Origin of the sequence: Actinomadura litoris, from assembly GCF_009733595.1 — a bacterium.
In the GTDB taxonomy this organism is placed as follows: domain Bacteria; phylum Actinomycetota; class Actinomycetes; order Streptosporangiales; family Streptosporangiaceae; genus Spirillospora; species Spirillospora litoris.
This window is the reverse complement of the sequence record NZ_WOFH01000034.1, coordinates 1-921: the sequence shown is the minus strand read 5'-3', so window position 1 is coordinate 921 and position 921 is coordinate 1. Positions and strand designations below refer to the sequence as shown.

Here is a 921-nt window from a genome sequence, read left to right as displayed (position 1 = left end):
CAGGGCTGTGACCAGGACGATCGCTGCGCGGTAGTTGCGGGCGAGTTTGTCGTAGCGGGTGGCGATGCCGCGCCATTGCTTGAGGCGGCCGATGCAGCGTTCGACCACGTTGCGCCGCTTGTACAGGACCGGGTCGAAGGTCGGTGGGCGTCCGCCGCGCGAGCCGCGGCGGGCGCGTCCGGCCCTCTGGTCGGCGCGTTCGGGGATGGTCGCGGCGATCCCCCGCTCCCGTAGTGACCGGCGGATCGCGGCCGAGCTGTAGGCCTTGTCGGCGATCACCCGCTCAGGCCGGCACCGAGGGCGACCCCGACCGGGCCGCGGCACGGCGATCGCGGCCAGGACCTGGGGGAAGGCGGTGCAGTCGTTGACGTTCCCGGGCGTGAGCACGATCGACAAAGGCAGCCCACGCCCGTCCACGCTCAGATGGACCTTGGTGGTCAGCCCTCCCCGGGAGCGCCCCAGTGCCTGCCCGGCCGCCGCTGCCCTATTCGTCCCGCCCGGTTCCCCTTTTTTGCGGCCCCGGCGGCGTGCTGGTGGGCGCGCACGATGGTGGAATCGACGCTGACCGTCCAGTCGATACCGCCGACCGAGTCGTCGTGCACCTGCGCGTGGCTCAAGACCGCATCGAAGGTGCCATCGGCGGCCCACCGCCGATACCGCTCATAGACGGTCTTCCAGTTGCCGTACCGCTCGGGCAGGTCCCGCCACGGCGCACCGGTCGCCAACTTCCACAAGATCCCGTTCAACACCGTCCGGTGGTCCAACCACCGGCCACCCCGACGCGGCTGGACGGGCAACAACGGCTCGATCCGCGCCCAGGCGGCATCGGTGAGCTCATGACGACGCACCATGTCCACCATCACAACCCAGGACACAGATCAGCCTCAGCCAAACACCCAGATCCACCGGACAGGACCTAGG

1 protein-coding gene is annotated in these 921 nt (G+C 69.9%); it reads right to left on the bottom strand.

The genetic code is table 11. The features are described 5' to 3' along the window. Positions 1–848 (bottom strand): IS5 family transposase gene (locus GNZ18_RS40625; RefSeq protein WP_312875028.1). Its coding sequence is split into 2 segments (ribosomal slippage), with 849 coding nucleotides annotated over them: positions 1–518 and positions 518–848; the frame shifts between segments, so codons are not numbered across the junction. This gene is flagged as partial in the annotation. Positions 849–921: the final 73 nt, after the last annotated feature.